The organism is Comamonas odontotermitis, assembly GCF_014207855.1.
In the GTDB taxonomy this organism is placed as follows: domain Bacteria; phylum Pseudomonadota; class Gammaproteobacteria; order Burkholderiales; family Burkholderiaceae_C; genus Comamonas; species Comamonas odontotermitis_A.
This window is the reverse complement of record NZ_JACHKZ010000026.1, coordinates 28,429-53,657: the sequence shown is the minus strand read 5'-3', so window position 1 is coordinate 53,657 and position 25,229 is coordinate 28,429. Positions and strand designations below refer to the sequence as shown.

The window sequence follows — 25,229 nt, the reverse complement described above, 5'->3', positions numbered from 1 at the left end:
GCTCCTATCGCTATGGAAGAAGGTCTGCGCTTCGCTATCCGCGAAGGTGGCCGTACCGTTGGCGCTGGCGTGGTTGCCAAGATCATTGCGTAATCTTTGAGATCGTAGGGGTATAGCTCAATTGGCAGAGCGTCGGTCTCCAAAACCGAAGGTTGTAGGTTCGATTCCTACTGCCCCTGCCACTGAATAAGTGGAAAACCAAGCCCGCCAGATCATGGCGGGCTTCGGCGTCTTGAATGATGCCTATTTTTTAATGTGATTGTCGACATGGCTGCTACACAAGTTGAAACTGTTAGTTCTGGTGCGGACAAGCTCAAGCTGTTTGCCGTGGCAGTATTGGTCATTGCTGGTATCGCAGGTTTCTACCTGCTGTCCAAGCAAGGCTCGGTGGTGCAATGGGCTGTGTTGCTGGTGGGCTTGATTGCTGCTGCTGCAGTGTTCCTAGTGTCTGAGCCTGGTAAGCAGTTTGTTGGTTTTGCCAAGGATTCCTGGCGCGAAGTCAAAAAGGTTGTTTGGCCTTCGCGCAAAGAGACGCTGCAGATGACGGCTTACGTGTTTGCGTTTGTTGTCATCATGTCGTTGTTCTTGTGGATGACTGATAAAACGCTGGAGTGGGTTCTGTACGACCTGGTTCTGGGCTGGAGGAAGTAATGTCGAACACAGACGAAACAATGAATACAGGCGCCGAGGCGCCTATTGGCGCTGCTAATCCAGATCTGCGTTGGTACATCGTGCATGCCTATTCGGGAATGGAAAAGGCGGTGGAGCGCAATATCCAGGAGCGCATCAACCGTTCGGACATGCAAAGCAAGTTTGGCCGCATTCTGGTGCCTACCGAAGAGGTGGTGGAGGTGCGCAACGGTCAGAAGAAGACCACCGAGCGTCGTTTGTTCCCAGGCTACGTATTCGTCGAAATGGTGATGGACGACGATACCTGGCACTTGGTGAAGCACACCAGCAAGGTGACCGGTTTTGTGGGTGGCGCCAAAAATCGCCCCGCGCCGATCTCTGAAGCAGAAGTGCAGAAGATCGTCCACCAGATGGAAGAAGGCTCAGACAAGCCTCGCCACAAGATCGAATTCATGGTTGGCGAACTGATCCGCGTGAAGGAAGGCCCTTTCACCGATTTCAACGGAACTGTTGAAGAAGTAAACTACGAAAAGAGTCGACTTCGCGTTTCTGTTATGATATTCGGCCGCTCAACTCCTGTTGAGCTCGAATTTGGTCAGGTTGAAAAGACCTAAGTCTTTTTCATCAAAAAACCTGATTTCTTTTCAAGCACTTACGGACTCGGTGCCTAAACAGAGTCTTAACCCCGGGGAGCCTGTGCAGTAGTTGTGCAGGCGTTTGTACCCGCAAGGAGCTAAAAATGGCAAAGAAAATTGTCGGCTTCATCAAGCTGCAAGTGCCAGCTGGTAAGGCCAATCCATCGCCACCTATCGGTCCCGCACTGGGTCAGCGTGGTTTGAACATCATGGAATTCTGCAAGGCGTTCAACGCCCAGACCCAAGGTGTTGAACCAGGTCTGCCACTGCCTGTGGTGATCACCGCTTTCGCGGACAAGAGCTTCACCTTCGTGATCAAGACCCCACCTGCAACGGTGCTGATCAAGAAGGCTATCAAGCTGGACAAGGGCTCGTCCAATCCTCTGGCTAACAAGGTTGGCAAGATCACCCGCGCTCAGCTGGAAGAGATCGCCAAGACCAAGCTGAAGGACATGAACGCCGCTGATGTGGACGCCGCTGTGCGTACGTTGGCTGGTTCTGCCCGTTCCATGGGCGTTACGGTGGAGGGTCTCTGAAATGGCAAAGTTGACCAAGAAGCAAAAGGCCCTGCAAGGCAAGGTGGACACCACCAAGCTGTACGCATTTGCTGATGCAGTAGCTCTCGTCAAGGAAGCTGCAACGGCCAAGTTTGATGAGTCCATCGACGTGGCAATTCAGCTGGGCGTGGATGCCAAGAAGTCGGACCAAGTGGTGCGTGGCGCCGTGGTGCTGCCTCACGGCACTGGCAAGACCACTCGCGTTGCCGTGTTTGCACAAGGTGCCAAGGCTGAAGAAGCCAAGGCTGCAGGTGCTGATGTGGTGGGTATGGACGACCTGGCTGCGCAAGTCAAGGCTGGTGACATGCCTTTCGACGTGGTGATCGCTGCTCCTGACGCCATGCGCGTTGTGGGTACCCTGGGCCAGATCCTGGGCCCACGTGGCCTGATGCCTAATCCCAAGGTTGGTACGGTGACTCCTGATGTGGCTACGGCTGTGAAGAACGCCAAGGCTGGTCAAGTTCAGTTCCGTGTTGACAAGGCTGGTATCGTGCACTCGACCATCGGCCGTCGCTCGTTCGAGAACGACAAGCTGCAAGGCAATCTGGCTGCACTGGTGGATGCTCTGAACAAGGCCAAGCCTGCTTCGAGCAAGGGCCTGTACCTGCGCAAGGTGGCAGTGTCGTCTACGATGGGTGTGGGCGTCCGCGTTGACGCACAAACCATCGCAGCGTAATTGCTAAAAAATCGTCAGACTGGCGCGTAGCGCCCGTCTGGTGTGGTGGGCTGCTATGGATTTTGAATAAATTTCCGTAGCAGGCCATCCAAGACCGTTGGTGTGATGCAAGATCACTTAAATCTTTGGCCAACGCAGATGGCGATCCCGCTGCAGATGGATGAATTTCCAAAACAGTTGGTCGCTGCAACAAGAGCGCGCATGAGGGGCTCGCCCCGATTTGCGCATTTGAAGGAGTAGACCTTGAGTCTGAATCGCAGTGAGAAAGAAGCGGTCATCAATGAAGTGACCAGCCTCGCCGCTAAAGCTCAAACGCTTGTGTTCGCGGAATACCGTGGCATTACGGTCGCCGACATGACGAAGCTGCGCGTGGAAGCACGCAAGCAAGGTGTGACGCTGAGTGTTCTGAAGAACACCCTGGCTCGTCGCGCTGTTGCTGGTAGCAGCTTTGAAGTGGTGGCTGACCAAATGACCGGCCCGCTGATCTACGGTTTCTCTGAGGATGCAATCGCCGCTGCCAAGGTGGTGGCCGATTTCGCGAAGACCAACGACAAGTTGGTGATTCGCGGTGGTGCATACGAAGGAAAGGCGTTGGACGCTAATAGCGTTAAGCAACTGGCAAGCGTGCCTTCCAAGGAAGTGCTGCTGGCCCAATTGTGTGGCCTGCTCATGTCGCCAATTTCGCGTACCGCCGTTGTGCTGGGCGCGCTGGCGGCCAAAAAGGGCGAAGGCGCCGAAGCTGCTGCAGCTTAATTGCGGCAAAACCAACCGACATATTTAGGAAATCAAAATGGCATTCGATAAAGACGCATTCCTGACCGCCCTGGACAGCATGACTGTTCTGGAACTGAACGACCTGGTCAAGGCAATTGAAGAGAAGTTTGGCGTGAGCGCTGCTGCTATGGCCGCTCCTGCTGCTGGTGGCGCTGCTGGCGGTGCTGCTGCTGCTGAAGAGAAGACCGAGTTCAACCTGGTGCTGGCTGAAGCTGGTTCCAACAAGGTTGGCGTGATCAAGGCCGTGCGTGAAATCACCGGCCTGGGTCTGAAGGAAGCCAAGGACATGGTCGACGGCGCTCCTAAGGTTCTGAAGGAAGCTATGCCCAAGGCTGACGCCGAAGCTGCTGCCAAGAAGCTGACCGAAGCTGGCGCAAAGGCCGAACTCAAGTAATTGAGGGCTTTTTCAAGGCTGGAGTATCCGAAAAGGTGCTCCAGCCTTTGGTGCTTCTGGAAAAGCCTTTGTGTATAGAGGCCACCACAAAACATTCTGATCTGATTGTTTTGTAGTGTTTTCTAACATCCGACACTAGAAAACCCCTTGGTTCGGGTGGTGTGCAATGCACCACCGTCTGCCATGGTTGGTAGTGGCCAACCCGCCAAGCTGCAACCCCTTTGAGGGGTTTGTCGTCGAAGACCCAGGACTCATGTCTTTGCCCGGAGATCTCATGGCCTATTCTTACACCGAACGCAAGCGAATTCGCAAAAGTTTCGGCAGCCGCGATAGCGTGCTCGAAGTGCCTTACCTGTTGCAAATGCAAAAAGATGCTTATACGGCATTCTTGCAATCAGGCACGGCCCCTAAAAAACGTACTGACGAAGGCCTGCAAGCTGCCTTCACTTCTGCTTTCCCGATTGTCTCCCACAACGGCTTCGTGGAAATGAAGTTTGTGGAGTACAACCTGGCCAAGCCCGCGTTCGACGTGCGCGAATGCCAGACCCGTGGTCTGACTTTTTCCTCGGCCGTGCGCGCCAAGGTGCAGCTGATCATTTACGACCGTGAGTCCTCCACGCCGCAATCCAAAGTGGTCAAGGAAGTGAAGGAGCAGGAAGTCTACATGGGCGAAGTGCCTCTGATGACTGACAAGGGCTCGTTCATTGTCAATGGCACCGAGCGTGTGATCGTCTCGCAGCTGCATCGCTCGCCTGGCGTGTTCTTTGAACACGACAAGGGCAAGACGCACAGCTCGGGCAAGCTGCTGTTCTCGGCGCGCATCATTCCTTACCGTGGTTCGTGGCTCGACTTCGAATTCGACCCCAAGGATCTGCTGTACTTCCGCGTGGACCGTCGCCGCAAGATGCCGGTGTCGATTCTGCTGAAGGCCATTGGCATGACGCCGGAGTCGATCCTGGCGACCTTCTACGAAAACGACAATTTCCGTCTGATGGACAGCGGCGCACAAATGGAGTTTGTGGCTGACCGTCTGAAGGGCGAAGTTGCGCGTTTCGACATCACCGACAAGTCGGGCAAGGTGGTGGTGGCCAAGGACAAGCGCATCACCGCGCGCCATACCCGTGAGCTGGAGCAATCGGGCACGCAGTTTGTCAGCGTGCCAGAAGATTTCCTGCTCGGACGTGTGGTTGCCAAGAACATCGTTGATCCCGATACCGGCGAGATCATTGCCAAGGCCAACGAAGAGCTGACCGAAGCGCTGCTCAAGAAGCTGCGCAGCGCTGGCATCAAGGATTTGCCTTGCATCTACACGAATGAGCTGAGCCACGGTGCCTACATTTCGCAGACGCTGCGTACCGATGAAACCGTGGACGAGTTCGCTGCCCGCGTTGCCATCTATCGCATGATGCGTCCTGGCGAGCCGCCAACGGAAGATGCGGTGCAAGCGCTGTTCCAGCGTTTGTTCTACAACGAAGACACGTACGATCTGTCGCGCGTGGGCCGCATGAAGTTCAACGCCAAGATCGGCCGCAACACGCCGACGGGCCCGATGGTGCTGTCCAACGAAGACATCCTGGAGGTTGTGAAGATCCTGGTGGATCTGCGCAACGGCAATGGCGAAGTCGACGACATCGATCACCTGGGCAACCGTCGCGTGCGCTGCGTGGGCGAGCTGGCCGAAAACCAGTTCCGCACCGGCCTGGCGCGTATCGAAAAGGCTGTGAAGGAGCGTCTGGGCCAGGCCGAGCAAGAGCCTCTGATGCCTCACGACCTCATCAACAGCAAGCCGATCTCGGCTGCGCTGAAGGAGTTCTTCGGCGCTTCGCAGCTGTCGCAGTTCATGGACCAGACCAACCCGCTGGCAGAAATCACGCACAAGCGTCGTGTTTCCGCTCTGGGCCCAGGCGGTCTGACCCGCGAACGTGCAGGCTTTGAAGTGCGTGACGTGCACGTGACCCACTATGGTCGCGTCTGCCCGATCGAAACGCCTGAAGGTCCGAACATCGGCCTGATCAACTCGCTGGCACTGTACGCACGTTTGAACGAGTATGGCTTCATCGAAACGCCATACCGCCGCGTGGTGGACGGCAAGGTCACGAACGAGATCGATTACCTGTCTGCCATCGAGGAAGGCAAGTACGTGATCGCTCAGGCCAATGCCGAGCTGGACAAGGACGGCCGCCTGACGGGCGACCTGGTGTCGGCCCGTGAAAACGGTGATTCGACCCTGCTGTCGGCTGAGCGCGTGCAGTACATGGACGTGTCGCCTGCACAGATCGTGTCGGTGGCTGCTTCGCTGATTCCGTTCCTGGAGCACGATGACGCGAACCGCGCGTTGATGGGTGCCAACATGTCGCGCCAGGCCGTGCCTGTGCTGCGCCCTGAAAAGCCCATGGTCGGTACCGGTATCGAGCGTGTTGCCGCTGTGGACTCGGGTACGGTGGTGACCGCTACCCGTGGCGGTATCGTTGATTACGTGGATGCGACCCGTATCGTGATCCGCGTGAACGATGAAGAGGCTGTGGCCGGTGAAGTGGGTGTGGACATCTACAACCTCATCAAGTACCAGCGCTCCAACCAGAACACCAACATCCACCAGCGCCCTGTCGTCAAGCGTGGCGACGTTCTGGCCAAGGGTGATGTGATTGCCGACGGCGCATCGACCGACCTGGGCGAAATCGCCATTGGTCAGAACATGCTGATCGCGTTCATGACCTGGAACGGCTACAACTTCGAAGACTCGATCCTGATCTCCGAACGCGTGGTGGCGGAAGACCGCTATACCTCGATCCACATCGAAGAACTCGTGGTGATGGCTCGCGACACCAAGCTGGGTGCCGAAGAAATCACGCGCGACATTCCGAACCTGTCCGAGCAGCAACTCAACCGCCTCGATGAGTCCGGCATCATCTACGTGGGTGCAGAAGTGCAGCCTGGCGATGTGCTGGTGGGCAAGGTCACGCCAAAGGGCGAGACCACGCTGACGCCAGAAGAGAAGCTGCTGCGCGCCATCTTCGGCGAGAAGGCATCCGATGTGAAGGACACCTCGCTGCGCGTGGACCAGGGCTCGCAAGGTACCGTGATCGACGTGCAGGTCTTCACCCGTGAAGGCATCCAGCGCGACAAGCGTGCTCAGCAGATCATCGACGATGAACTCAAGCGTTTCCGTCTGGACCTGAACGACCAGTTGCGCATCGTTGAAGCCGACGCGTTCGACCGTATTGCCAAGCTGCTCAACGGCCGCGTGGCCAACGGTGGTCCGCAAAAGCTGGCCAAGGGTACGAAGATCGACAAGGCGTACCTCGACAGCGTGGAGAAGTTCCACTGGTTCGACATTCGCCCAGCCGAAGATGACGTGGCTGCACAGCTGGAGTCCATCAAGAACTCCATCGAGCAGCAGCGCCACAACTTCGACCTGGCTTTCGAAGAAAAGCGCAAGAAGCTCACGCAAGGCGACGAGCTGCCGGCTGGCGTGCTCAAGATGGTCAAGGTGTACCTGGCTGTCAAGCGCCGTCTGCAGCCTGGTGACAAGATGGCCGGCCGCCACGGTAACAAGGGTGTGGTCTCCAAGATCGTGCCGGTGGAAGACATGCCATTCATGGCAGACGGCACCACCGCCGACATCGTGCTGAACCCGCTGGGCGTGCCATCGCGCATGAACATCGGTCAGGTGCTGGAAGTCCACCTGGGCTGGGCAGGCAAGGGCCTGGGTCAGCGCATCGGCGACATGCTGCAGGCCGAAGCCCGCGCTGCTGAAGTGCGCTCCTTCCTGGAAGAGGTGTACAACAGCCGCGGCCGCAAGGAAGACCTCAAGCAGCTGTCCGATGAGCAGGTCATGGCCATGGCCGAGAACCTGAAGAACGGCGTGCCATTCGCAACGCCAGTGTTCGACGGCGCCTCGGAGCAGGAAATCAAGGACATGCTGAAGCTGGCATACCCTGATGACATCCAGGCACGCAAGGGCCTGACCGAGCCACGTACGCAGGCTTACCTGTATGACGGCCGCACCGGTGAGCGCTTCGAGCGTCCCACCACCATCGGCTACATGCACTACCTGAAGCTGCACCATCTGGTCGACGACAAGATGCATGCGCGCTCCACCGGTCCTTACTCGCTGGTGACGCAGCAACCTCTGGGCGGCAAGGCCCAGTTCGGTGGCCAGCGTTTCGGTGAAATGGAAGTGTGGGCGCTGGAAGCTTACGGCGCCGCTTATGTGCTGCAGGAAATGCTGACCGTGAAGTCCGACGACGTGCAAGGCCGTACCAAGGTGTACGAGTCCATCGTCAAGGGCGAACACGCCATCGAAGCCGGCATGCCGGAATCGTTCAATGTGCTGGTCAAGGAAATCCGTTCCTTGGGCCTGGACATCGAACTGGAACGTTCTTAATTTGAAGGGGGTAAGAGTCTATGAAATCGCTACTCGACCTGTTCAAGCAATTTACGCCTGATGAGCATTTCGATGCCATCAAGATCGGTCTGGCTTCGCCCGAAAAGATCCGCTCGTGGTCTTTTGGCGAGGTGAAGAAGCCCGAGACCATCAACTACCGTACCTTCAAGCCAGAGCGCGATGGTCTGTTCTGCGCCAAGATCTTTGGCCCGATCAAGGACTACGAGTGCCTGTGCGGCAAGTACAAGCGCCTCAAGCACCGTGGTGTGATCTGCGAGAAGTGCGGCGTTGAAGTCACACAGACCAAGGTGCGCCGCGAGCGCATGGGCCACATCGACCTGGCCGCGCCTTGCGCCCACATCTGGTTCCTGAAGTCGCTGCCTTCGCGTCTGGGCCTGGTGCTCGACATGACGCTGCGTGACATCGAGCGCGTGCTGTACTTCGAAGCGTATGTGGTGACCGACCCTGGCATGACCCCACTGAAGAAGTTCAGCATCATGTCGGAAGACGAGTACGACAAGAACGTCGAAGAGTACGGTGATGAGTTCGTTGCCAAGATGGGCGCCGAAGGTATCAAGGACCTGCTCGAAGGCATTGAAATCGATGCTGAAATCGAGCGCCTGCGCAACGACCTGACCGGCTCCGAAGTCAAGGTCAAGAAGAACGCCAAGCGCCTGAAACTTCTGGAAGCGTTCAAGAAGTCCGGCATCAAGCCAGGCTGGATGGTGATGGAAGTGCTGCCCGTGCTGCCTCCCGATCTGCGTCCGCTGGTGCCGCTGGATGGTGGCCGTTTTGCGACTTCCGACCTGAACGACCTGTACCGCCGCGTCATCAACCGCAATTCGCGTCTGCGTCGCCTGCTGGAGCTGAAGGCTCCTGAAATCATTGCGCGCAACGAAAAGCGCATGCTGCAGGAAGCGGTGGATTCGCTGCTGGACAATGGCCGCCGTGGCAAGGCGATGACCGGCGCGAACAAGCGTGCTCTCAAGTCGCTGGCCGACATGATCAAGGGCAAGAGCGGTCGCTTCCGCCAGAATCTGCTGGGCAAGCGCGTCGACTACTCGGGCCGTTCCGTCATTACCGTGGGCCCAACGCTCAAGCTGCACCAGTGCGGTCTGCCCAAGCTGATGGCGCTGGAGCTGTTCAAGCCTTTCATCTTCGCGCAACTCGAAGCGCGTGGCATCGCCACGACCATCAAGGCTGCCAAGAAGGAAGTGGAAACCGGCACGCCCGTGGTGTGGGACATCCTGGAAGAGGTGATCCGCGAGCATCCGATCATGCTCAACCGTGCGCCTACGCTGCACCGCCTGGGTATTCAGGCGTTCGAGCCTATCCTGATCGAAGGCAAGGCTCTGCAACTGCACCCGCTGGTCTGTGCGGCGTTCAACGCCGACTTCGACGGTGACCAGATGGCTGTTCACGTTCCCCTGTCGGTGGAAGCACAGATGGAAGCCCGCACCCTGATGCTGGCATCCAACAACGTGCTGTTCCCTGCTTCGGGCGAACCCTCGATCGTGCCTTCTCAGGACGTGGTGCTGGGTCTTTACCAAGCCACCCGTGAAAAGATCAACGGCAAGGGTGAAGGCATGGTGTTTGCTGACATCGGCGAAGTGCAGCGTGCACTGGATGCTGGTGAAGCAGAGCGCGCAGCCAAGATCAGCGTACGTCTGACCGAGTGGACCAAGAACAAGGCCACCGGTGAGTTCGAGCCATCGACCAAGCTGGTGGAAACCACGGTTGGCCGTGCACTGCTGTCCGAGATTCTGCCCAAGGGCATGCCTTTCTCGACGATCAACAAGACGTTGAAGAAGAAGGAAATCTCCAAGCTCATCAACATCTCGTTCCGCAAGTGCGGCTTGAAGGAAACCGTGGTGTTCGCCGACAAGCTGCTGCAAAACGGCTTCCGTCTGGCAACGCGCTCCGGTATCTCGATCGCCATCGGCGACATGCTGGTGCCTCCGCAGAAGGCGGAGATCATTGGCCGTGCCGAAACTGAGGTCAAGGAGATCGAGCAGCAGTACGTCTCGGGTCTGGTGACCTCGGGCGAGCGCTACAACAAGGTCGTGGATATCTGGGGCAAGGCCGGTGACGAAGTCTCCAAGGTCATGATGGCTCAGCTGGCCAAGGAAAAGGTGGTGGACCGCCATGGCAAGGAAGTCGATCAGGAATCGTTCAACGCGATTTACATGATGGCCGACTCCGGTGCTCGTGGCTCGGCTGCCCAGATCCGCCAGCTGGCTGGTATGCGTGGTCTGATGGCCAAGCCGGATGGCTCCATCATCGAGACGCCAATTACCGCGAACTTCCGCGAAGGCCTGAACGTGTTGCAGTACTTCATCTCCACGCACGGCGCCCGTAAGGGTCTGGCCGACACGGCGTTGAAGACTGCGAACTCGGGTTACCTGACGCGCCGTCTGGTCGACGTGACGCAAGATCTGGTGATTACCGAGCAGGACTGCGGCACGCACAACGGCACGCTGATGCGCGCTGTGGTGGAAGGCGGTGAAGTGATCGAATCGCTGCGCGACCGTATCCTCGGCCGTACTGCGGCGGACGAAGTGCTGCACCCTGAAACCCGTGCTGTGCTGGCCAAGGCTGGCGATCTGTTCGATGAAGATCTGATCGAAGAGCTGGAAGCTGCTGGCGTGGACGAAGTGAAGGTGCGCACGGCGCTGACCTGCGAAACCCGCTTTGGCCTGTGCGCAACCTGCTACGGCCGCGACCTGGGCCGTGGTGGCCTGATCAACCTCGGCGAAGCCGTGGGTGTGATTGCTGCCCAGTCCATCGGCGAGCCCGGCACGCAGCTGACCATGCGTACTTTCCACATTGGTGGTGCTGCATCGCGCGCCGCTGTGGCATCGAGCGTGGAAGCCAAGTCCAACGGTGTGGTCGGCTTCAACGCCGCCATGCGCTACGTGACCAACAACAAGGGCGAACTGGTGGTGATTTCGCGTTCGGGCGAGATCGTGATCCAGGACGAGTACGGCCGCGAGCGCGAGCGCCACAAGCTGCCTTATGGCGCAACGCTTACCGTCAAGCCTGATCAGCAGATCAAGGCCGGTACGATCCTGGCGAACTGGGATCCGTTGACCCGACCCATCATTACCGAATACGCCGGTCAGGTGAAGTTCGAGAACGTGGAAGAAGGTCTGACGGTGGCCAAGCAGGTCGACGAAGTGACCGGTCTGTCTACGCTGGTGGTGATCGATCCGAAGCACCGTGGTTCTGCCAAGGTGGTGCGTCCGCAGGTCAAGCTGGCCGATGCCAATGGCCAGGAAGTCAAGATCCCTGGTACCGACCATGCGGTGACGATCGGCTTCCAGGTAGGCGCTCTGCTGCAGGTGCGTGATGGCCAGGAAGTGGGCCCCGGCGAAGTGCTGGCTCGTATCCCAATGGAAGGCCAGAAGACCCGCGACATTACCGGTGGTCTGCCACGTGTGGCCGAGCTGTTCGAAGCCCGTACGCCGAAGGACAAGGGTGCGCTGGCAGAAATGACCGGTACCATTTCCTACGGTAAGGAAACCAAGGGCAAGGTGCGCCTGCAGATCACCGATCTGGAAGGCAAGGTCTGGGAAGAGCTGGTTCCAAAGGAACGCAACATCCTGGTGCACGAAGGCCAAGTGGTGAACAAGGGCGAGCTGATCGTCGACGGTCCAGCCGATCCGCAGGACATCCTGCGCCTGCTGGGCATCGAAGAGCTGTCGCGCTACATCGTTGACGAAGTGCAGGATGTGTACCGCTTGCAGGGCGTGAAGATCAATGACAAGCACATCGAGGTGATCGTTCGCCAGATGCTGCGTCGTGTCGTGATCGAAGCCCCAGGCGATACCACCTACATCCAGGGTGAGCAGGTGGAGCGCTCCGAAGTGCTCAACACCAACGAGGCAACGCAGAAGGATGGCAAGATTCCAGCCACGTATTCGAACGTGCTGCTGGGTATTACCAAGGCTTCGCTGTCGACCGACTCCTTCATCTCGGCCGCCTCCTTCCAGGAGACGACCCGCGTGCTCACCGAGGCTGCCATTATGGGCAAGCGCGACGAGCTGCGTGGCTTGAAGGAAAACGTCATCGTGGGTCGCCTGATCCCTGCCGGTACCGGTCTGGCTTACCACCAGGCGCGCAAGGCCAAGGACGAGATGGACGAGGCCGAGCGCCGCGCCATTGCCGATGCAGAAGCTGCTGAGCTGGCTGCGGCGTCGGAAGAAGTCGAGGCTTCTGCTGGCGGCGCTGCTGCGGACCCTGCAGCGGACTAAAGCGCTGACCGCCTGGCAGGCGTTGCCTGTCAGGTGCGAATTTCAGAAGACCCGTAATTTCGCGCAGCGGAGTTACGGGTTTTTTATGTTTTGCGCGTGCGACGCGTGTCCGGAACCCATCTGGACTATTCAATAATCAGCAATTTCACGGGCAGATGGCAGCTTGCATCTGTTCCTTCATGGCATGAACCAGGCACCTCGCAAAACCCATCCTTCCCGCCCTGCAAACGCATCGACCCAAGGCCCCAGCTTGGCAGAGCAACTGGTGGCGGTGGCTCGCGCACTGCAGGACGTGCGCCAGGGGCAATCTGCCCGCGCAGTGCTGGGCGAGGTGGACGCACCGCTGCGTGCGGGTGTACAAGCCTTGCTGATGGATGTGCTGCGCGTATTAGGTACGGCCGAGGCGGTGCGCACAGAGCTGGCAGCGCGCAAACCGGCGGCTGCAGCCGATGCATTGCTGTGCACCGCATTGGCGTTGTTGCTTCCCGATACGCCGCGCTATGACGGGTTCACGCTGGTAAACCAGGCGGTCGAAGCTGCCAAAAAACGCTCTGCCACCAGAGCCCAATCGAATTTCATCAATGGCTGTTTGCGCACTTTCCTGAGAGAAAGGGACGACCTTCTGCTCGCCGTTGCTGCAGACCCGGTCGCAAAATACAACCATCCACAATGGTGGTTGGCGCGTTTGAAGAAAGATTATCCGAAGGACTGGCAAGCCATCATCGATGCCAACAACGCCCAGGCTCCGATGGCATTGCGCGTCAATCTGCAGCGTTGCAGCAGGCCAGACTATCTGGCATTGCTGGAGCAGGCCGGTATCGATGCGGTGGCGGGAGTGGGCGATGCAGGGATTGTCTTGGTCAAAGCGGTGCCGGTGGAGCAGCTGCCGCGCTTTGCGGATGGCTGGGTGTCGGTGCAAGACAGCGCGGCTCAAATGGCTGCGCCGTTGCTCCTGAAAGGCTTGCAGCCGCATGATGGCGCAACATTGCATGTACTGGATGCCTGCGCCGCACCAGGCGGCAAGACTGCCCACCTGCTGGAATCGGACCCCGCCGCGCCCACGGCTATGGATGTTGTTGCGCTGGAAATAGACGCAAAGCGGGCAGAGCGCATTGGCAGCACCTTGCAGCGCCTGGGCCTGAAGGCCGACGTGGTGGTTGCCAGTGCCAGCGATGTAGCCAGCTGGCTGCCGATGGTGCAGGCGCGTCACCGAATGCAGCAGTTTGATGCCATTTTGCTGGATGCACCGTGCTCCGCCTCAGGCATCGTGAGGCGCCAGCCAGATGTGCGCTGGCTGCGTCGCAGCAGTGACATTGCACAACTTGCGGCCATTCAGCGCCAACTGCTCGAAGCGCTGTGGCCGTTGGTGGCGCCGGGCGGGCGCCTGCTGTATTGCACCTGCTCAGTGTTCCATGAGGAAGGGGAGGAGCAGATTGCACGGTTTTTGCAGGCATGGCCCGAGGCCAAGCGCCTGGCTGCGCCGGGGCATTTGTTGCCACAACATCGGGATGCAGTGGACAATAGCCCGGGCACACTTGCGCAAGACCATGACGGTTTCTACTACGCGCTGCTGCAAAAGCCCCTTGGTTAAACCGTATGCGATTCATTCAACACCTCTTTCTGGCACTGATGCTGTGTTTTGCCACAGCGGTGCCGGGCATGGCGGCAGAGGCGGAGAAAAAAGTGGAGATGCAGCTGGTGCGCAATGCAGAAGGCGCATTCGCATCGGCTGCGCTGCAGTTTGCACTGCCCGAGCAAATCGAGGATGCACTCTACAAGGGCGTGGCGCTGTATTTTGTAGAAGAGGCGGAAATCATCTCCGAGCGCTGGTACTGGCGCGACAAGACGGTACAGAAGGCAGCCCGCTACTTGCGTCTGAGCTACCAGCCCTTGACACGCCGCTGGCGTCTGCATGTTTCGAGCAGCCCTCTCAATGAGGCAGGCATGGCAGCATCGCTCGGCCAGAGTTTCGAAACCATGGATGAGGCGCTGGCCGTCGTCAAACGCGTGAGGAACTGGAAGATTGCCGACGCGGCTGAGTTATCCGACAGCGCCGATTATCTGGTCAAGTTCAGTTTCCGGCTGGATAGCTCCTTGTTGCCACGCATCTTTCAGTTCGCACCCTTTGGCAACAGCGGCCTGAACCTGCAGATCAAGAGCCAGCTGCCGCTGCCTGAGTCCAGCACGCCATGAAGATCGAGAAAAGCTCGTCGATGCGCGTAGCCCATACACCCAGCCGGGCCCGCTGGCCGGTGATTGTGGGGCTGATGGCGATGATTGGCATTGGCCTGGTGTTGCTCTTCCTGCTATCGCTGGCCACCAACAACCGCATGCTCTACGAGCGGTATTTCGGTGTGCTGCTGGGCATCAACATTGGCGTTGCAGGCCTGCTGGGCCTTGTGGTGCTGTGGGGCGTGGTCAGTCTGATGCGCCGCCTGATGGCCAGGCGCTTTGGCAGCAAGCTGCTGCTCAAGCTGGCGGCCACATTTGCACTGGTGGGCGTGCTGCCGGGTGTGGTGATTTATTTTGTGTCCTACCAGTTTGTTTCGCGTTCGATCGAAAGCTGGTTTGATGTGAAGGTGGAGGGCGCGTTGGATGCCGGCGTGAATCTGGCACGCATCACGCTGGACACCACGGCCAACGCCATGGCGGACAAGACGCGCACTGCGAGCGCGCAGCTGTCTCAGGTGTCTGACGCCGCTGCGGGTTTGGTGCTGGAGCGCATCAAAGACCAGTTGGGCGCCGATGATGTCGTGCTCTGGTCGGCCAGCGGCCAGGCGGTTGCCAGCACCGGGCAGTCACGCTTTGTACTCAACCCGGAAAAGCCGTCATCGGCCCTGCTGCGCACGGCGGGTCAGCAGCAGCGCGCTTTCCAGATCGATGGACTTGATGACCTGGCCGACATCAATGGGGTAATCAAGGGAGATGCATCCAAAGTCAGGGTCAAGACCCTGGTGCAGGTTGCCAATGGTGATCTGGGCGTGATTCCCGATGGCCGATTTCTGCAGGCCACGATGGTGCTGCCACCGGCACTAGTGACCAATGCCATCAAGGTGCAGGAGGCCAACCGTGAATACCAGGAGCGCGCCCTGGCGCGTGACAGCCTGCGTCGCATGTACATCGGCACCCTGACCTTGGCGCTGTTCCTGGCGGTATTTGGCGCGGTGGTGCTGGCGGCCTTGTTGGGCAACCAGTTGGTGCGGCCGCTTCTGGTGTTGGCTGAAGGTGTGCGTGAAGTGGCCGCAGGCAATCTACGGCCCAAACCGGTGTTGCCGACCAAGGACGAGCTCAGCGGTCTTACGCGATCGTTTGCCGAGATGACGCAGCAACTGCTGGACGCGCGCCGCGCCGTCGAGCGGGGCATGCGCCAGACCGATGAGGCGCGCCAAAGCCTGCAGACGATTCTGGACAACCTGACCGCGGGCGTGATCGTGCTCGATACCGAAGGCGTCATTCGCTCCAGCAATCCAGGGGCAACCCGCATTCTGCGCGCGCCCCTGGCGGCCTACGAAGGCAAGCCGCTGCGCGACATGCCGGGGCTCGATGCCTTTGCGAATGAGGTGGCCCATCAGTTTCAGCGGCTGCATGATGCGACCAGCGAACACTATCTGGACCACTGGCAGCAATCGTTCGACCTGCACGGTGACAACCAGCTCCCCAATCAGAACAGCATCAACCTCATCGCCCGCGGCGCCACGTTGCCGGACAACCGCCGTCTGCTGGTGTTTGACGATATCTCCGAAATCGTTTCCGCCCAGCGCGCACAGGCCTGGGGCGAAGTGGCGCGCCGTCTGGCCCATGAAATCAAGAACCCGCTCACACCGATCCAGTTGTCAGCCGAGCGGCTGGAGATGAAGCTGGGCAACAAACTTGAAGGTGCCGATCAAGCGGTATTGAAAAAATCGGTGACCACCATCGTGGACCAGGTCGATGCGATGAAACGCCTGGTCAATGAGTTCCGAGACTACGCCCGCCTGCCTGCGGCCATGCTGCAATCACTGGATCTGAATGCCTTGATCCACGATGTGCTGCATCTGTATGGCGCGGAGAATGCGGTGGTGCCCATTGAGGCGGACCTTGACGGGGCCGCGCCCCACATTCTGGGAGATGCGCAGCAACTGCGTCAGGTGATTCATAACCTACTGCAAAATGCGCAGGATGCCACCGAGCAGGCTTGGGGCGGAAAGGATGAGACGCCACCTGCGGTGCGGATTTCTACCCGTTATGCGAGCAATAACAAGCGTGTTCGTTTGACAATTGCTGACTTCGGTTGCGGCTTTCCCGAACATATATTACAAAAGGCGTTTGAGCCTTATGTCACGACCAAGCCGAGAGGGACTGGCTTGGGGTTGGCCGTAGTCAAGAAAATTGCAGATGAGCATGGTGCTCGTATAGAAATCTCAAACAAGACTGAGGGAGGAAAAATCCTGGGTGCCCAAGTGTCGCTATCATTCGCTATTGAAGAAGCAATGGCAATTTGAGCACTCTTTGCACTGGCAGTACTGGATTTTCAAGAAGATATGGCAAATATTCTGGTTGTCGATGACGAATTGGGAATTCGAGATCTCTTGTCAGAGATCCTGAACGACGAAGGACACAGTGTGGATGTGGCTGAGAACGCCACGCAGGCGCGCGGTTGCCGCGGTGAAAATCAGTACGACTTGGTGCTGCTTGATATCTGGATGCCGGATACCGATGGTGTGTCTCTGCTCAAGGAGTGGTCGATGACTGGGTTGCTGACCATGCCCGTCATCATGATGAGCGGACATGCGACCATCGATACGGCGGTCGAAGCAACGCGCATCGGCGCATTCTCGTTTCTGGAAAAGCCCATCACCATGCAAAAGCTGCTCAAGGCAGTGGAACAAGGTTTGCAGCGCAACGTGCCAGCACCCGCTGCCGCGCCAGTCGCGGTGGCCGGCAAGGCCGTAGTGGCCAGCTACACGGCAGGCACCTATGTGGCGCCGGTGGCAGCCATCGCTACTGTGGCTGCGGTGGTAGATGCGATGCCGAATGCGCACCAAGGTTTTGATCTGGATCGCCCGCTGCGCGAAGCGCGTGACGGTTTCGAAAAAGCCTATTTCGAATTCCATCTGGCGCGCGAAGGCGGCTCGATGACCCGCGTGGCCGAGAAGACCGGGCTGGAGCGCACTCACCTGTATCGCAAGCTGCGCCAGCTGGGCGTAGACCTCACGCGCAATAAAAAGCATTAATTTCGGTTTTTTCAAAAAGGGCCGTTTTTTTCACGCTATAATTCACTTCGTTGGCCCGGTAGCTCAGTTGGTAGAGCAGCGGATTGAAAATCCGCGTGTCCGTGGTTCGATTCCGCGCCAGGCCACCAGGAATCATAAGCCTCAGCATCTGCAAAGTTGCTGAGGCTTTTCTGTTTTACCTTGCATCATTTTGAGATGCAGTAAACGCAGGGTTATCGGCAGGCGCCTGCAGGGATGCCTGGCTGATGACAGCTGCCTACCTTGTTCGGCTACGTCTTCTGCGTGGCGCTTTCTTTTGTCTTTGTGCGCTGGGCGCGGTGTGGTCCGTATCGCTCGTTTTGTGTATGTCTTTCGTTTCTTCTTCTGCCTTGCTGGGCATTGATTTCGGTACCTCCAACTCGGCCATGGCATTCAAAGGGAGTGCGGCGCCGGGCCCTTCGCAGCTATTGCAGGCAGAAGGTGCATCGCTGGCCATGCCCACGGCCGTGTTCTTTAACACCGAGGAAAACAGTACCCACTTTGGCCGCGATGCGGTGGCACGCTACCTGGAGGGTACGGAAGGCCGCCTGATGCGCTCGCTCAAAAGCCTGCTGGGCAGCGCGCTGATGCAGGAGAAAACTGTAGTGCATGGCAAGCTGGTGGCGTACCAGGACATCGTGGCCATGTTTGTGCAGCAATTGGCTGCGACGGCAAAGCGCCAGCTGGGCATGCTGCCCGCAACGGTGGTGATGGGGCGCCCGGTGCATTTTGTCGATGATGATGCAGTGCGTGATGCGCAGGCGCAGTCTGCGCTGGAGCAGGCGGCGCGCGCGGCGGGTTTTGCCGATGTGCGCTTTCAGCTGGAGCCGATTGCTGCTGCGCTGGATTATGAGCAGCGCATCACACGCGAATCGGTGGTGCTGGTGGTGGACATTGGCGGCGGCACCTCGGACTTCACCGTGGTGCGGTTGGGGCCGGACCGCATGCACAAGGCCGACCGTGCTGGCGACATTCTGGCCACGACCGGCGTGCACATCGGCGGCACCGATTTTGACCGGCGCCTGAGCCTGCATGCGGCCATGCCTTTGCTGGGGCTGGACCATATGGGCCCGAGCGGCCGCGAAGTGCCCAGCGGTGTGTTCCATGATCTGTCCACCTGGCATTTGATTCAGTGGCTGTACACCGCACAGCGAATGCGTGATGCACAGGCTTTGCGCAGCAACTACAGCAATACGGCCTTGCATGATCGGTTGATGCGCGTGCTGCATGAGCACTGGGGTCACCGCCTGGCCAACGTGGTGGAAGAGGCCAAGATTTCCGTCTCCAACCAGCAAAGCGCTCAGCGCCTCGATGTGGAGTGGCTGGAAGCCGCGCTCAGCCCCGAGGTGGAGCCCGCCGATCTGCAGCACTGCCTGCAGGCTTTGCTGGCGCAGGTGGCCGATTGCGCATTGCACTGCGTGCGACTGGCCGGGTTGCAGCAGTCGCAGATCGATGCGATTTATCTGACCGGTGGCTCATCAGCACTTCAGCCCCTGCGCGCGGCATTGGCGCAGGCGTTTCCTGACACACCACAGGTCGAAGGCGATCTGTTTGGTGGCGTGGCCGCAGGTCTGGTACATGGCCAGGGCATCTGATGCTATAAATTAAATAGCTTTTGGCGTTTGTTGTGCAGGCGCTGGCAGCCTGCTTTCATCTAAATCAGTCTTCGCTGTCTTCTTCGTCGCTGCCAGAGTGTGCATTGCGTTTCATCTGCAGTGCGGCGTCGTACAGGCTGTTGCGTGGCGCGCCGGTGATATCGGCGGCCAACTTGACGGCGGTTTTGGTCGGCAGCTCTGCCAGCAGCAGGGCCAGTACGCGCAGGGCGTCGCCACCATCCTGCGCCACGGTCTGTGGGTGCAGCAGCACGGCAAATTCGCCTTTGCTGCGGTTGGCATCCTGCGCCAGCCAGTCGCTCAGCCCGGCCGCGGGCAGGGTGGCAATTTCTTCAAACTGCTTGGTCAGCTCGCGCCCCAGGGTCACGGGGCGATCGCCCAGCACGGCCAGAGCCTTGGCCAGATCGGCAATGCGGTGTGGCGCCTCGAGCACGATGAGGGTGCGTGCATCTTCGGCCAGTTTGGCCACCGCCTGCTGGCGCTCCTGGGCCTTGGTGGGAAGAAAGCCGATGAAGGCAAAGCCGCTGCTGGCGTGATCCGCTGCCACGGCCCCTGCGGCGCTGACCAGGGCGGTGACGCTGCTGGCGCCGGGCAGGGGGCTGACGCGCAGGCCTGCGCGCGCCACGGCAGCTGCGAGGCGCGCGCCGGGGTCGCTCACGCCGGGCGTCCCCGCGTCGCTCACGTAGGCGATGCGCTGGCCTTGCTGCAGGCGGGCGATGACCTGCTCCGCAGCCTCGGCCTCATTGTGTTGGTGAACTGCAATCAACTGCGCGCCCGACTTGCCAATGCCGTAGGCGCGGAGCATGCTGTGCGTGTGGCGAGTGTCCTCGCAGGCGACGGCATCGGCCATCTCCAGTACGTGCAGTGCACGCAGGGTGATGTCGGCCAGGTTGCCGATGGGCGTGGCCACGGTATAGAGCGTGGAGGCTGGGTATTGCTGCTGGCCTGCAGCTTCTTTGGCAGCTTGCAGGGCAAGGGAGAATGATGCGGACACCGTGGAAGATCCTTGAAAAATGGCGCGCGCCGGGCCGCGCTGCCGCGCATCCTGCCGGGAGCGACGGAGCACCACCGGAAGCAACCGCCACGACGACTGTGCGCGGCAAGGCGGCTGAGGATGCGGCGCTCCATTATCTCCAACAACAGGGGCTCCAGCTTCTGGCGCGCAATTTCCGCACTCCTGGCCGTGGCGGGGGCGAGATTGATCTGGTGATGCAGGAGCGCGATGGCACGGTGGTGTTTGTGGAAGTACGCCAGCGCGGGCGGGCGGATTTCGGCGGCGCGGCCAGCAGCATTGGCGCTGCCAAGCAGCGGCGCATTGTTCTGGCAGCACGCCATTACTTGGCCGCGCAACCGCGCTTGCCAGCGTGCCGCTTTGATGCGGTGCTGGTGGAGCCCGCCGTCACCTGGCTGCGGGCAGCCTTTGATGCAGGCGAAGGCATTTGAGATATTTTGCTACAAAAATAAGAGCTATTAATGCTTGATACATGTGCGACAAGCATTCAAAATGCCATAGAGTTTGCGCAGTGTCCTGGTTCTGCGCGACCGCCGCCGCTGCCGAAAGAGGAGGCCTTGAAGCACTTCAGCAGCGATGCAGCGCTTGAGCGACTTTGGGCGGGTTCTTTACCAGGGGGAAATCCGCCAAGGTTATCATCGGGCCTCCATGCTTGAGCAACACATCCAACAGCACTTCATCGATAGCGCCGATCTCCACTACCAGGTGTCACAAGAGATCAGCGAGAGCGTCGCCAATGCGGTTTATGCCCTTCTGGCCTGTGTGACCAGTGGCAACAAGGTGATGTGCTGCGGCAATGGCCTGTCGTGGGCGCAGGCGGCGCAGTTTGCAGCCATGTGCGTCTCCGGCCTGGACCGCGAACGGCCCGAGCTGGCGGCTCTGGTGATCGATGGCGGCCCGCTGGCACAGGCGCAGCTGGGCGGGCACCTGACCGGTGACAAGCTGAACCAGGTGGCTGCGCGCCAGGTGCGAACTTTGGGCCAGAGCGGGGATCTGCTTCTGGTGATCAGCGTAGACGGTAACGACCGCTCTCTGCTGGCGGCGGTACAGGCGGCGCATGAGCGCGATATGTCGGCCATCGTGCTGACGGGGCGCAGCGGCGGCAATCTGGCAGGGGTGCTCAGTGAAACCGATGTGCTGGTCTGCGTGCCCCATGATCGGCCAACGCGCGTTCGGGAAGTGCACCAGCTGGTGCTGCATTGCCTGATGGACGGAATTGATACCCAGTTGTTAGGAGAAGAGGAATGATGCCTGTGTCTTGGAAGCGAGTGACCTTGGGCCTGGTGGCAGTCGGCGCCATGGTGGCGTCCGTATCGGGCTGTGTGCCCCTGGTTCTGGGTGGTGCCGCTGTCGGCGGTACGGTAGTGGCGATCGACCGCCGCAGCACAGGTATTCAGGTGGAAGACGAAAGCATTGAGCTGCGTGTGGCCAGTGCGATCCGCGAGAAGGCGGGCAACGACGGCCACATCAACGTGACCAGCTATAACCGCCAGGTGTTGCTGACGGGCGAGGTGCCCAACGAGGCTTACAAGCAAAAGGCCGAAGAGGCCGCCAAGGCCAGCCAGAACGTGAAGGCAGTCGTCAATGAGCTGGGCGTGATGTTCAACTCCAGCCTGTCGCAACGCTCGACGGACACCTTGATTACTGGCAAGGTCAAGGCCAGCATCGTGGATGCCAAGGACTTGTCATCGAACTCGATCAAGGTCGTGACAGAGCGCAACGTGGTGTACCTGATGGGACGTGTGACCGAGCGGGAGTCCAAGCGTGCGGCCGAGATTGCCCGCGGAGTGAGCAACGTGCAGAAGGTGGTGCGCGTGTTCGAGGTGATCAGTGAAGACGAACTCAAGTCGCTGAGCGTGAACCGCAGCACCGGCAATGCCGCGCCGGTGGTGAGCGATGGCAGCGCGGCGCCGGTAAGCACCCAGCCCGCCACCGTGGTGCCTGCCGCTGCCCAAACCCCTGCCGCTGCCAGCGGCGCTACACCGGTCAGCACCGGTGTCACGACCTCGCCGGTGACCAGCACCCCGGTGCAGCCGCTCAATGATGGCTTTACCACCAAGCCCTGATGGGATTGCGCTGTACCGCAAAAAAGGCCGCATATGCGGCCTTTTTTGCATCTGGCGCCGCTGGATGTGCGCCAGTAGCTATTATTTTTTATTGAGGCGCGCAATCAGGCTGGAAGTATCCCAGCGGTTGCCACCCATCTGCTGCACATCGGCGTAGAACTGGTCGACCAATGCAGTCACCGGCAGGCGCGAGCCATTGCGCTTTGCCTCGTCCAGCACGAGGCCCAGGTCTTTGCGCATCCAATCGACGGCAAAACCGAAGTCGAACTTGCCCTCCACCATGGTCTTGCCACGGTTTTCCATCTGCCAGCTCTGCGCCGCGCCCTTGCTCACCACATCCAGCACCTGGGGCATATTCAGGCCCGCATTCATGCCAAAGGCAATGGCTTCTGACAGGCCCTGCACCAGGCCGGCAATGCAGATCTGGTTGACCATCTTGGCCAACTGGCCCGAGCCGCTTTCGCCCAGGTAGGTACAGGCACGCGAGAAGGCCATGGCCACGGGCTTGATGGTGTTGAACACCGCTTCATCACCGCCGCACATCACCGTCAGCTGTCCATTGACGGCGCCCGCCTGCCCGCCGGAGACCGGCGCGTCGATGAACTGCAGGCCCAGCGCCTGGGCCTGGGCATAGAGTTCGCGGGCCACATCTGCCGATGCGGTGGTGTGGTCCACAAAGACCGCTCCGCGCTGCATGCCTGCAAAGGCGCCATCTTCGCCGGTGGTGACCGAGCGCAGGTCATCGTCATTGCCGACGCAGCAGAACACGATGTCGGCACCAGCCGCTGCCTCGCGCGGCGTGGGTGCGTGGGCTGGGGCCTTGCTGGCGGCGAATTCGGCCACCCAATCCTGGGCCTTCTTGGCAGTGCGGTTGTACACGGTGACCTGGTGGCCAGCCTGGGCGAGATGGCCAGCCATGGGGTAGCCCATGACGCCCAGACCGATGAAGGCCACTTTCAACGAGGGAGTTGAGTCGTAGGAACGCGCTTGGATACTGCTGGGCATGGAATCTCCTGAAAAAGAAAAGGCGCGCATTGCGTGGTGCATGGCAATGGCGCGCCGTGAATGCGGTGCAGCCTGCTGCGGCTGCTCTGCATACAGTCTAGACGATTGTGAGGTGCTCGGTGCCTTCGGCCAGGTCGGTGCGCTTGGCACGCTGGCTACCCAGTTTGATCTGCAGGCGCAGGTCGTTGACCGAGTCGGCGTTGCGCAGCGCGTCTTCGTAGGTGACCATGTTGGCCTCATACAGATCGAACAGCGACTGGTCAAAGGTCTGCATGCCCAGGTTGCGGCTCTTTTTCATGATCTCCTTGATCTCGCCCACCTCGCCCTTGAAGATCAGATCCGCGATCAGCGGCGTGTTCAGCATCACTTCCACGGCGGCCACGCGGCCCTTGCTGTCCTGCTTGGGCAGCAGGCGCTGCGACACCATGCCGCGTAGATTCAGCGACAGGTCCATCAGCAGCTGCGCGCGGCGCTCTTCGGGGAAGAAGTTGATAATGCGGTCCAGCGCCTGGTTGGCGCTGTTGGCGTGCAGGGTCGCCAGGCACAGGTGGCCGGTTTCGGCAAAGGCCACGGCATGCTCCATGGTCTCGCGGTCGCGGATTTCACCCATCAGGATCACATCGGGGGCCTGACGCAGCGTGTTCTTCAGTGCCGCTTCCCAGCTTTCGGTGTCCAGCCCCACTTCGCGCTGGGTCACGACGCAATTCTTGTGGGGGTGGACGAATTCCACCGGGTCTTCGACGGTGATGATGTGGCCGAAGGAGTTTTCATTGCGCCAGTCCACCATCGCCGCCAGGGTGGTGGATTTGCCAGAACCCGTGGCCCCCACCATGATGCACAGCCCGCGCTTGGCCATGGACACATCCTTGAGCACCTGGGGTACACCCAGGCCATCGATGGTGGGCAGGGTCAGCGGAATGGTACGCAGCACCAGGCCTACGCTGCCCTGCTGCACAAAGGCGTTGACACGGAACCGCCCGATGCCTGCGGGCGAGATCGCGAAATTGCATTCCTTGGTTTTTTCGAATTCGGCAACCTGGCGGTCGCTCATGATCGAGCGCGCAAGCGTGAGGGTGTGGTTGGGCGAGAGCGGCTGGCTGGAGACCTTGGTGACCTTGCCGTCGATTTTGATGGCGGGCGGAAAATCGGCGGTGATGAACAAGTCACTGCCATTGCGCTGCACCATCAGCTTGAGCAAATCGTTGATGAATTTACTGGCCTGGTCCCGTTCCATGGTGATCCTCTCTGTATGTCGCTCTGTATCGCTGTTGTTACTTGCGCAACAGCGACTGGCACGGTCAGCAGGACAGGGAAGGTGTCAGGGCTCGATCCGGGCGGTCGTCTGGCGCAGTCGGGTGGATAGCTTGCGTGCAAACAGCGCCAGCAGGTAGGCGGCGGTGGATGCGTCCAGCTCCATCATGGCATCCAGTGTATCGGCCTTCAGCACGGCAAGGGCACAGTCGGTGCTGCTGGTGCACGAAGAAAAGCGTGGACTGCTGTCAAACAGCGACATTTCTCCCAGTACATCACCAGCCTGGGTGTCTGCCAGGTGCACCTGGCTGCCATCGGGCATGCGGCGGTTCACCGACACCTGACCGCTTAAAAGGATCAGCATGTAATCGCCCTGCTCGCCCTGGGCGATGAGAGTTTGCTGCGCAGGCACATGGTAGAACTCCAGGTACTGCACCAACTGGTCGATAAAAGGCGATTGCAGGTAGCGCAGGGCAGTATCTTGCGACCAGACGAGGCGCAGCGCCGCTGCGGGGTCTGTCGGCGTCAGCAACTGCGCCTGGACGGCTTTGCGCCGCTGGTTCCAGGGGACGAAAGGGGCATCGGAAGCGCTGGCCTCCTGAAAGCCGTGCAGGAAAAAGCCGGTTTCGGACTCTTCCTGGGCGTCTACGGGCGCGAGCAAGGACGGGCTGTTCATGGCGCTGCTTCTCCTTTGCTCAAGGATAAAGGGCGCCAGCAGCGCATGCAATCACCGCTGGCGCCCTTC

20 protein-coding genes, 2 tRNA genes and 1 pseudogene are annotated in these 25,229 nt (G+C 59.7%); 19 read left to right on the top strand and 4 right to left on the bottom strand.

Annotation, left to right across the window (positions count from 1 at the left end; all coding sequences use genetic code 11):
• From HNP33_RS16815 to HNP33_RS16740, 16 genes and pseudogenes are all read left to right on the top strand, one after another.
• Nucleotides 1-93: pseudogene (locus HNP33_RS16815) on the top strand (elongation factor Tu); the annotation flags it as partial.
• A gap of 13 nt (nt 94-106) precedes the next feature.
• Nucleotides 107-182, top strand: a tRNA-Trp gene (locus HNP33_RS16810).
• An 85-nt stretch (nt 183-267) separates the two neighbouring features.
• Nucleotides 268-651 carry a preprotein translocase subunit SecE gene (secE, locus tag HNP33_RS16805; RefSeq protein WP_184710549.1) on the top strand — a complete coding sequence of 128 codons (384 nt, stop codon included), beginning with the start codon at nt 268-270 and terminating at the stop codon, nt 649-651.
• Nucleotides 651-1,244, top strand: a complete 594-nt coding sequence (nusG, locus tag HNP33_RS16800; protein WP_184710532.1) for a transcription termination/antitermination protein NusG — start codon at nt 651-653, stop codon at nt 1,242-1,244. Before secE ends, nusG begins: the two co-directional genes overlap by 1 nt.
• A gap of 125 nt (nt 1,245-1,369) precedes the next feature.
• Nucleotides 1,370-1,801, top strand: coding sequence for a 50S ribosomal protein L11 (gene rplK, locus HNP33_RS16795; protein ID WP_184710530.1), 432 nt, complete (start codon nt 1,370-1,372; stop codon nt 1,799-1,801).
• Between the two features lies 1 nt (nt 1,802).
• Nucleotides 1,803-2,498 (top strand): 50S ribosomal protein L1, encoded by a 696-nt coding sequence (rplA, locus tag HNP33_RS16790; RefSeq protein ID WP_184710529.1) that lies wholly within the window; start codon nt 1,803-1,805, stop codon nt 2,496-2,498.
• 243 nt (nt 2,499-2,741) lie between these two features.
• Nucleotides 2,742-3,251, top strand: a complete 510-nt coding sequence (gene rplJ / locus HNP33_RS16785) for a 50S ribosomal protein L10 (RefSeq protein WP_184710527.1) — start codon at nt 2,742-2,744, stop codon at nt 3,249-3,251.
• A gap of 37 nt (nt 3,252-3,288) precedes the next feature.
• On the top strand, nt 3,289-3,666 hold the full coding sequence (gene rplL, locus HNP33_RS16780) for a 50S ribosomal protein L7/L12 (protein ID WP_184710525.1): 378 nt from the start codon (nt 3,289-3,291) through the stop codon (nt 3,664-3,666).
• Nucleotides 3,667-3,940: 274 nt separating this feature from the next.
• Complete coding sequence (rpoB, locus tag HNP33_RS16775) at nt 3,941-8,053, top strand: DNA-directed RNA polymerase subunit beta (RefSeq protein WP_184710523.1); 4,113 nt, start codon at nt 3,941-3,943, stop codon at nt 8,051-8,053.
• A gap of 20 nt (nt 8,054-8,073) precedes the next feature.
• Nucleotides 8,074-12,306 (top strand): DNA-directed RNA polymerase subunit beta', encoded by a 4,233-nt coding sequence (gene rpoC / locus HNP33_RS16770; RefSeq protein WP_184710521.1) that lies wholly within the window; start codon nt 8,074-8,076, stop codon nt 12,304-12,306.
• A 184-nt stretch (nt 12,307-12,490) separates the two neighbouring features.
• The gene (rsmB, locus tag HNP33_RS16765; protein WP_184710547.1) at nt 12,491-13,897 is read left to right on the top strand and encodes a 16S rRNA (cytosine(967)-C(5))-methyltransferase RsmB; all 1,407 of its coding nucleotides are present in this window, start codon (nt 12,491-12,493) and stop codon (nt 13,895-13,897) included.
• Nucleotides 13,898-13,902: 5 nt separating this feature from the next.
• Nucleotides 13,903-14,499 (top strand): DUF4390 domain-containing protein, encoded by a 597-nt coding sequence (locus tag HNP33_RS16760; protein WP_233464575.1) that lies wholly within the window; start codon nt 13,903-13,905, stop codon nt 14,497-14,499.
• Entirely contained in the window at nt 14,496-16,787 is a 2,292-nt protein-coding gene (locus tag HNP33_RS16755; RefSeq protein ID WP_221452107.1) for a sensor histidine kinase, read from the top strand. The genes HNP33_RS16760 and HNP33_RS16755 overlap by 4 nt, the downstream gene beginning before the upstream one ends.
• 39 nt (nt 16,788-16,826) lie before the next feature.
• The gene (locus tag HNP33_RS16750; RefSeq protein ID WP_184710519.1) at nt 16,827-17,519 is read left to right on the top strand and encodes a response regulator; all 693 of its coding nucleotides are present in this window, start codon (nt 16,827-16,829) and stop codon (nt 17,517-17,519) included.
• A gap of 52 nt (nt 17,520-17,571) precedes the next feature.
• A tRNA-Phe gene (locus HNP33_RS16745) sits at nt 17,572-17,647 on the top strand.
• 216 nt (nt 17,648-17,863) lie between these two features.
• Nucleotides 17,864-19,132 carry an Hsp70 family protein gene (locus tag HNP33_RS16740; RefSeq protein WP_184710517.1) on the top strand — a complete coding sequence of 423 codons (1,269 nt, stop codon included), beginning with the start codon at nt 17,864-17,866 and terminating at the stop codon, nt 19,130-19,132.
• Between the two features lie 64 nt (nt 19,133-19,196).
• Here the strand turns inward: HNP33_RS16740 and rsmI are convergent, their stop codons facing one another.
• Nucleotides 19,197-20,144 (bottom strand): 16S rRNA (cytidine(1402)-2'-O)-methyltransferase, encoded by a 948-nt coding sequence (gene rsmI, locus HNP33_RS16735; RefSeq protein WP_184710515.1) that lies wholly within the window; start codon nt 20,142-20,144, stop codon nt 19,197-19,199.
• Here rsmI and HNP33_RS16730 point away from each other — a divergent pair.
• The 3 genes from HNP33_RS16730 to HNP33_RS16720 all read left to right on the top strand — a co-directional run bounded on the left by HNP33_RS16730 (nt 20,135) and on the right by HNP33_RS16720 (nt 22,228).
• Nucleotides 20,135-20,593: a YraN family protein gene (locus HNP33_RS16730; RefSeq protein ID WP_184710513.1), complete on the top strand. Its 459-nt coding sequence runs from the start codon at nt 20,135-20,137 to the stop codon at nt 20,591-20,593. The two genes, rsmI and HNP33_RS16730, sit on opposite strands and share 10 nt — an antisense overlap.
• Nucleotides 20,594-20,810: 217 nt before the next feature.
• On the top strand, nt 20,811-21,410 hold the full coding sequence (locus tag HNP33_RS16725; RefSeq protein WP_184710511.1) for an SIS domain-containing protein: 600 nt from the start codon (nt 20,811-20,813) through the stop codon (nt 21,408-21,410).
• Entirely contained in the window at nt 21,410-22,228 is an 819-nt protein-coding gene (locus HNP33_RS16720; RefSeq protein ID WP_184710541.1) for a BON domain-containing protein, read from the top strand. The genes HNP33_RS16725 and HNP33_RS16720 overlap by 1 nt, the downstream gene beginning before the upstream one ends.
• 81 nt (nt 22,229-22,309) lie before the next feature.
• Here HNP33_RS16720 and HNP33_RS16715 read toward each other — a convergent pair whose 3' ends face one another.
• The 3 genes from HNP33_RS16715 to HNP33_RS16705 all read right to left on the bottom strand — a co-directional run bounded on the left by HNP33_RS16715 (nt 22,310) and on the right by HNP33_RS16705 (nt 25,160).
• Entirely contained in the window at nt 22,310-23,383 is a 1,074-nt protein-coding gene (locus HNP33_RS16715) for an NAD(P)-dependent oxidoreductase (protein ID WP_325064949.1), read from the bottom strand.
• Nucleotides 23,331-24,467, bottom strand: coding sequence for a PilT/PilU family type 4a pilus ATPase (locus tag HNP33_RS16710; protein WP_184710509.1), 1,137 nt, complete (start codon nt 24,465-24,467; stop codon nt 23,331-23,333). Before HNP33_RS16710 ends, HNP33_RS16715 begins: the two co-directional genes overlap by 53 nt.
• A gap of 84 nt (nt 24,468-24,551) precedes the next feature.
• Nucleotides 24,552-25,160, bottom strand: a complete 609-nt coding sequence (locus HNP33_RS16705) for a cyclic nucleotide-binding domain-containing protein (protein ID WP_184710507.1) — start codon at nt 25,158-25,160, stop codon at nt 24,552-24,554.
• Between the last annotated feature and the right edge of the window lie 69 nt (nt 25,161-25,229).